The 7,335-nt window shown below is 40.3% G+C and carries 6 protein-coding genes and 1 pseudogene; all 7 read left to right on the top strand.

The annotated features are described in order from the left end of the window. The first annotated feature begins 430 nt into the window (after positions 1-430). On the top strand, positions 431-1,654 hold the full coding sequence (locus AC1DPQ_RS17945) for a glycoside hydrolase family 88 protein (protein ID WP_477582858.1): 1,224 nt from the start codon (positions 431-433) through the stop codon (positions 1,652-1,654). Positions 1,655-1,689: 35 nt separating this feature from the next. Continuing rightward, complete coding sequence (locus AC1DPQ_RS17940) at positions 1,690-2,646, top strand: DUF2264 domain-containing protein (protein WP_477610422.1); 957 nt, start codon at positions 1,690-1,692, stop codon at positions 2,644-2,646. Then, positions 2,603-2,737 (top strand): hypothetical protein, encoded by a 135-nt coding sequence (locus tag AC1DPQ_RS17935; RefSeq protein ID WP_477610421.1) that lies wholly within the window; start codon positions 2,603-2,605, stop codon positions 2,735-2,737. Before AC1DPQ_RS17940 ends, AC1DPQ_RS17935 begins: the two co-directional genes overlap by 44 nt. A gap of 101 nt (positions 2,738-2,838) precedes the next feature. Then, positions 2,839-3,363, top strand: a complete 525-nt coding sequence (locus AC1DPQ_RS17930) for a family 43 glycosylhydrolase (RefSeq protein ID WP_477582862.1) — start codon at positions 2,839-2,841, stop codon at positions 3,361-3,363. Beyond that, positions 3,363-3,824, top strand: a complete 462-nt coding sequence (locus AC1DPQ_RS17925; RefSeq protein ID WP_477610420.1) for a family 43 glycosylhydrolase — start codon at positions 3,363-3,365, stop codon at positions 3,822-3,824. The genes AC1DPQ_RS17930 and AC1DPQ_RS17925 overlap by 1 nt, the downstream gene beginning before the upstream one ends. Positions 3,825-3,892: 68 nt before the next feature. Continuing rightward, positions 3,893-4,483 (top strand): annotated as a pseudogene (locus tag AC1DPQ_RS17920) (beta-xylosidase family glycoside hydrolase); the annotation flags it as partial. 206 nt (positions 4,484-4,689) lie between these two features. Next, the coding region (locus AC1DPQ_RS17915; RefSeq protein ID WP_477610419.1) for a SusC/RagA family TonB-linked outer membrane protein at positions 4,690-7,335 on the top strand (2,646 nt) is incomplete at its 3' end.

Raw genomic sequence — 7,335 nt, 5'->3', positions numbered from 1 at the left:
GAACAAGCCTGTAAAACAGTTACATTCATTTTAACTTTTTTATGTAACGCATTTTGTTACAATTAATGGTCGCCTTTTAGGCTTCTACACTAAAAAACGCCTAAAAGTGTTAAAAAAACCTTAAAATTTAAGGTTTTTGCACATGTTCATTTAGGGTTCAGGTAGATAATGACCAGATGGTCAAACAGTCTTACAAGCTAACACACGAGAGAACCGATTGCCAATTTTTTAATCAGCGCATTTAAACTGCGATATAGCTCACAAAAGATATTGGTTGTCTTGGGGTTTCTACATTCATAAGTAAAGACTGCAAGCGCGATTTATTGCTATGCTGATACATAACTACTATAAAGAGAAAATTGGATAACATATAATGGCAATAGTAAGTTTTAAAAACGTTTCTACCACGAATAATGAAAAGAATAACTCAATGAAATCTAAATTAATTACAGGTAAGATTTTAATTTTAAGTGCCTTTTTTATGACAGGCACAAGCAGCTTTCTGGCGAAAGCACAACCCGGCCGAAATACCAGAGATGGAATGAAGCAGTTGATAGATGAGCAATTTAGTTTTGCCGCAAAGCAATATAAGGTACTGGCCAAAACTGTTCCGACAAATGTAATGCCGAGGTATTATGACCCAAAGAAAAACAAATTGGTAACCAGTAGCACCAAGTGGTGGTGCAGTGGGTTTTTTTCCGGAACCCTATTATATATTTATGAATATACAAAAGACACAGGTATACTAAGTGAGGCTAAAAACAGGTTAGCGATATTAGAAAAAGAAAAACATTTTACGGGCAATCATGACTTAGGGTTTATGATGTTCTGTAGCTTCGGCAATGCCTATCGCATATTGAAAAACCCAGCATATAAAAATACACTCGACACATCTGCTGCATCATTGGCTACGCGTTACAGACCATCAATTAAAGCAATTCAGTCATGGGATTCGGATGAAAGCTTAGCATGTCCGGTCATTATCGATAATATGATGAACCTAGAACTGCTTTCCTGGGTAAGCGATCACGGAGGTGATCCAAGGTATAAGGAAATTGCCGTTACACATGCCAATACCACCCTTACGAATCACTTCAGGCCTGATTACAGCTCCTATCATGTAATAGATTATGATTTGAAGACTGGCAAGGTGCTAAAGAAGGTAACCGCACAGGGTGCGTCAGATTCTTCAGCATGGAGCCGCGGACAGGGATGGGGCCTGTACGGTTATACCATGATGTACCGCTTTACCAAAGATAAGCATTACCTCAACCAGGCTAAAAACATTGCCAAATTTATACTAAGCCATCCGAATATGCCTGAGGATATGATTCCATACTGGGATTTTAATGCACCTGGTATACCAAATGTTCCGCGTGATGCCTCATCTGGGGCCTTGATGGCATCAGCCCTGCTTGAACTTGCACAGTATTCGGGCAAGGCTGAGCAGAAAACCTATGTTGCTGCAGCAGAAAAAATGCTCCGTTCACTTTCCTCGGATACTTATCGGGCCAGATTGGGCGAAAATGGCGGCTTTTTATTGATGCACAGCACGGGCTCATTTCCTGTAAAATCGGAGGTCGACGTGCCTTTGACATATGCCGATTATTACTTTTTAGAAGCTTTGGCTAGGTATAAAAAGTGGTATCTATAATAAATTACAATTCATTAAAAACAATATTTAAAATTATGGGCAACAGAAGACAGGCATTAAAGAATCTTTTTTTTGGTGGAGCTTTAACCATCGGTATTCCAGGGCGTGTATTGGCCAGTGGTTCAGCACAAGAACATGAAAGAAATAATTTGCCGGTATCGGGTGATAAGGACAGGGCCTACTGGATTAAATTAATGTATAAAATGGTTTATCCAGTACTTTCTAACCTGGCAGATGGCACACTAAAAAAGAATATGCCGCTAGAAAAGTCGTCTGATTATACCAAGCCTGTTTCTACAATCTACGTAGAAATTGTAGGCCGCACCTATGCAGGAATTGCAGCCTGGCTAGCCTTGCCCGATGATGCTACCGATGAGGGCGAATTAAGAAAAAAATTAAGGGGACTGGCACTTACAGGACTTAAGAATGCCGTAGATCCTTCAAGTCCGGATTGCTTACAGTTTAGGGTAGACTATCAGCCCATTGTTGATTCTGCTTACCTTGCCCAAGCCTTTATCCGTGCGCCAAAAGCTTTATGGGAACCGCTTGATGATCTGACCAGGCAGCGAATAATAGCAGAGTTTAAGGCCCTCAGGGTACGTAAACCATTTAATACGAACTGGCAGCTTTTTGGGGCAATTACCGAAACCTTTTTAATGTCCATCGGGGAGCAGTATGATGAAGAGCGGATATTTGGTGCGGTAAAGAAAATACAGGGCTGGTACGTTGGTGATGGCTGGTATAGCGATGGACCAATGTTTTCGTTTGATTATTATAATTCTTATGTAATCCACTCGATGCTGGTTGATACATTGAAAATTTTGTCGGAGCATAAATTAGCTACAGTTGCATCTTATGATCTGGCCGTGAAAAGAATGCAGCGTTATGCCGGACAACTGGAAAGAATGATTTCTCCTGAAGGATTATACCACAACGGGAAGCTTATATATGGCTGCACTTGGGTTTTTGCCATTAGGCCTGTCTGCGGATAACCCTTTTTGGACAGCGCCCGCTGCCGATTGGACAGCGAAAAAAGCCTGGGCGGGTAAATCAATTAAGAATGACCATCATGTAGAATATTAAATCTGTAATGATCAAAATTAGGCCTTTTTCACTTTGCAAAAGACTGGCCAACATGGGAGAAGGCCGATTAACCATAACAAAATTAAACAAGGTACAAACTTATGAAACAAATTGTAGCAATCTTCTTTTTGTTTATTGCATTTAACGCTGGGGCGCAGTTACAAAAGGGCGAATCCAAGCTTGACAATAATACAAACAAAGGGCGTAAACAGACGGCCATGGCAGGGGAGACGTGGTCACCCGATAACGGGGATGGTACATTTAAGAATCCATTGCTGTGGGGCGATTGGGCAGATCCCGATGTAATCAGGGTAGAGGATGAGTTTTATTTTGTATCAACCAGTATGCATTATGTGCCTGGATGCCCTGTACTGAAATCGAAAGATCTGATAAACTGGGAAATGGCCGGTTATGCGGTTGATAAATATGATGAAGATCCACGATATAACCTTCAAGGGGGAAGTATGTACAGTAATGGCTCCTGGGCGGCAACGATCAGGCATCATAACGGATTGTTTTATGTTGGCTTTTGTACCCCGAGCAGAAATGGCGCAAAAGGCAGTTATCTATGTGTGTTGCAAAAGATATCAAAGGGCCCTGGAAGAGGACGATTTTTCCTGAATTAATGTATGATCCTGGTTTGTTCTTCGATGATGATGGGAAGGTATATGTAGCACATGGGCAGGAAAAACTCTTTATAACGGAATTGAATGCTGATGCCTTATCAGTAAAAACACCACAAAAGGAAATTTATAACAACCGTAATTATCCCTATTTGGAGGGATCGCATATGTACAAGGTTAAGGGGAAGTATTATATTTTAGGCACAACCGGTGGGACAAATGGCCGACAGATCTGTTTACGGTCTGACAGTATTTATGGCCCCTACGAATCAAAAGTTGTCCTCCGTGACGATAATCTTTATCCCGGAAATTTTTTGCACCAGGGCGGAATGATGCAGCTCAAAGATGGCTCCTGGTGGTTTATGATTATGCAGGGCCGCGGGGCAATAGGGCGTGTTCCAAATTTAGAACCGGTTACCTGGGCAGATGGCTGGCCGATGTTAGGTGTAAATGGTAAAGGGTAGCTACCTATAAAAAACCTAATGTTGGTAAAAGTTATCCTGTAAAAGTACCTGCCACATCCGATGAATTTAGTCTGCAGTCACTGGGCTTGCAATGGCAGTGGAACCATAATCCAGACCATTCAAAGTGGTCGCTAAAGGAACGGAAAGGCCATATGCGCTTGCATGCCTCATTTGCAAATGATATAACCATGGCGCGTAATACGCTAACCCAGCGTGTTCAGGGGCCAGCTTCTGAAGGGATTGTAGAAATGGATGTATCGGGATTAAAAGATGGTAATATTGCAGGTTTTGGGATTTATCAAAAGYCCCATGCGTATATAGCAGTAAGGAAAGAAGGCAATACAAAGACACTGATTATGGTGAACAATAACAAAGTGATCGATAGCATCAAAAATTTCTCGGCCAATAAAATCTGGATAAAAGCTAATGCCACGCATATCGGTTATAAAGCTACATTTGCATACAGTCTGGATGGAAAGAAATTCATCTCCTTCGGGAATGAACTTAACATGGCCCTTGGTTATAGCTGGACAGCCAATCGCTTTGCGCTGTTAAACTTCAGTACAAAAAAAGAAGGCGATAACGGATATGCCGATTTTAACTGGTTTCACTTTAAAGGAGAAAACCCTCACGCAGAAGAAACAATTAAGACGGATTAATCCCGCAGACCGATGCCATTAAGAAAATAGGATGGTGTATAGAACCTCTGGAATAGGTTAAAAGTTAAGAAAAATGACCGGATAACCAGTTTTTACCCTCATTTCCATTAATAAGAACCCCTTGGTTTTTGTGAATAATATTCAGATTTGGCTATTGTAATCGAAATGATTATTAATAGAATAACCAAATTTAATTTTTAAAATGTATGAGAAAGATTTACCTCTTTGTAATGTGTATGATCTGTGTCTTTTCTGTTTTTGCCCAACAAACGCGTAAGGTAGAAGGTAAGATTACCAATCAAAGTGATGGCACCCCTTTAGTTGGTGCAAGTGTGCTTGTTAAAGGAAGCAAAATTGCTGCTACAACCAATGGCGACGGAAAGTATTTAATCAATATTCCTTCTCAAGAAAATAGCACCCTGATTTTTAGTTACATCGGATACCTAAACAAAGAAATAACCGTAGGTGATAATAGCGTTATTAATTTAGGTCTTGTTGAAGACAGCAAATCATTGAATGAGATGGTTGTAATTGGCTATGGTACACAAAAAAGGGGAGACCTTACTGGTTCTGTATCTTCAGTGTCAATGAAAGATTTACAAAAAGCGCCTGTTCGTTCATTTGACGAAGCTTTAGCAGGTCGTATTGCCGGTGTACAGGTTACCTCATCAGATGGACAGCCGGGTTCGGGAATAGATATTGTAATTCGAGGAAACAACTCGATTTCCCAGGCCAATTCTCCATTGTATGTAATTGATGGATTTCCTATCGAAGATATGAACAATAATGCGATTAACCCGCAGGATATTGAATCTATAGATGTTTTGAAAGATGCTTCGGCAACCGCTATTTATGGAGCAAGAGGTGCTAACGGCGTAATTGTAATTACCACCAAAAAAGGAAAAACAGGGCCTCCGGTATTTAGCTTCGGCAGTTCATTCGGCATTCAAAAAGACATAAAAAGATATACATTACTGGATCCTTACGAATTTGTGAAACTCCAACTGGAATGGGATCCGACACCAGTTTCTACAACAACATTTCCAACACCAACAGAAACCTATTTAACAGGTCCTGGCAAAACATTGGAGGATTATAAAACGGTAAAAGGCATCGATTGGCAAGATAAGGTACTACGTACTGCACTCATGCAAAATTACAATCTCTCCTTAACGGGAGGAACAAAAAAAACTAAATATGCCTTATCAGGTTCTCTGGTTGATCAGGATGGTGTTTTGCTTGCTTCAAACTACACCAGATATCAGGGCCGTTTAGTTATTGATCACCAATTAACCAAGAAGATAAAAATAGGCCTTAATACTAATTACAGTTATTTACGACAAAGTGGTAGCAGCCCGGCGCAAACTATTTATAGTGCTACTTTGAATACGATGTACTCTGTTTGGGGTTATAAGCCGGTTGACGCAGGTGGAGTAGATCCTGATTTGGATGCTCTTTTTGATGAGGATGTTAACCCTGGCAATGATTACCGGGCAAATCCTATTCTTAATTTARAGAACACTTATAGCGTAAATATCGGGCGCAGTTTGATATCTAACGCTTATTTGGACTACGAACTTATTCCTGGCCTGAAGTTTCGTGCATCAGGTGGAATTGTTAGCAATGAAGGAGAAAACCGACTTTTTTATAACAGCAATACCAGCTCAGGTCGCGGTACTAATGGACAAAATGGTAGAATAGATTATCCTAAATCGTTCAATTGGGTCAGTGAAAATACCCTAACCTGGAACAAACAATTTAACAAAAAACACAATCTAAATATTTTAGGCGGGTTCACGCTACAGAAAGGAACCGGCAAAACTTCAGGTAGAGGCGCCAATAAAATACCTGAAGGCCTGGATATTACGAACGGTTTAGACCAGGGTATTGCGTATAGAATTGATTCTTTTGAGTCATTATGGACCATGGAGTCTTTCCTATCAAGGGTAAATTATAATTATGATTCCAGATACCTTTTAACAGCTTCGATAAGAGCCGATGGATCATCTAAGTTTCCTTCAGAGAACCATTGGGGCTATTTCCCATCAGCTGCTGTTGCATGGAATTTTAAAAATGAAAAATTTCTCGTAAACAGCAACCTATTATCTGAGGGTAAATTGAGATTCTCTTATGGCCAAACCGGAAATAACAGGGTAGGTGATTTTGATTACCTGACTAAATATTTTAATCCGGTAGGGAGTGCCTACGCATTCAATAACCAGTATATAGATGGCATAGTTGCAACTAATCTGGGAAACGACAAATTAAAATGGGAAACTACTGAGCAAACCGACCTGGGACTTGATTTAGGATTCTTTAAGCAACGTATCAACCTGACTGCTGAAGTTTACAAAAAAACAACCAATGATTTATTGCTAAGGGCCGATCTTCCTACTTCATCGGGTTTTGCAACCGCCTTTAAAAACGTAGGTTCAGTAGAAAATAAAGGATTGGAACTTACCTTAAGCACCGTAAATATAAAAACACCCGATTTTAACTGGAATACGTCCATTAACATCTCATTTAACAGAGGTAAAGTACTGGGCCTGTCAGACAACCAAACGGAGTTAGCAAGCTATATTTCATGGGATAGCCCCTTTAATACGATCCCGGGTTATATTGCAAAAGTAGGCGGTCCACTTGGCGAAATGTACGGTTTAATTTCTGAAGGAACCTATAAACTCTCTGAGTTTGATCAACCAACACCAGGCAAATATGTGTTAAAGCCAGGGATTGTTACCAATGGTAATTCAGCTAGTCTGATACAGCCAGGTGATGTAAAATACAAAGATATTAACGGTGATGGTGTGGTTACTGCTAAAGATTATACGGTAATTGGGCATGGCTTACCC

The organism is Pedobacter sp. 01T416_2 (assembly GCF_056398925.1).
The sequence above is the reverse complement of the archived record's forward strand: the minus strand, read 5'-3'. Positions and strand labels throughout refer to the sequence as shown.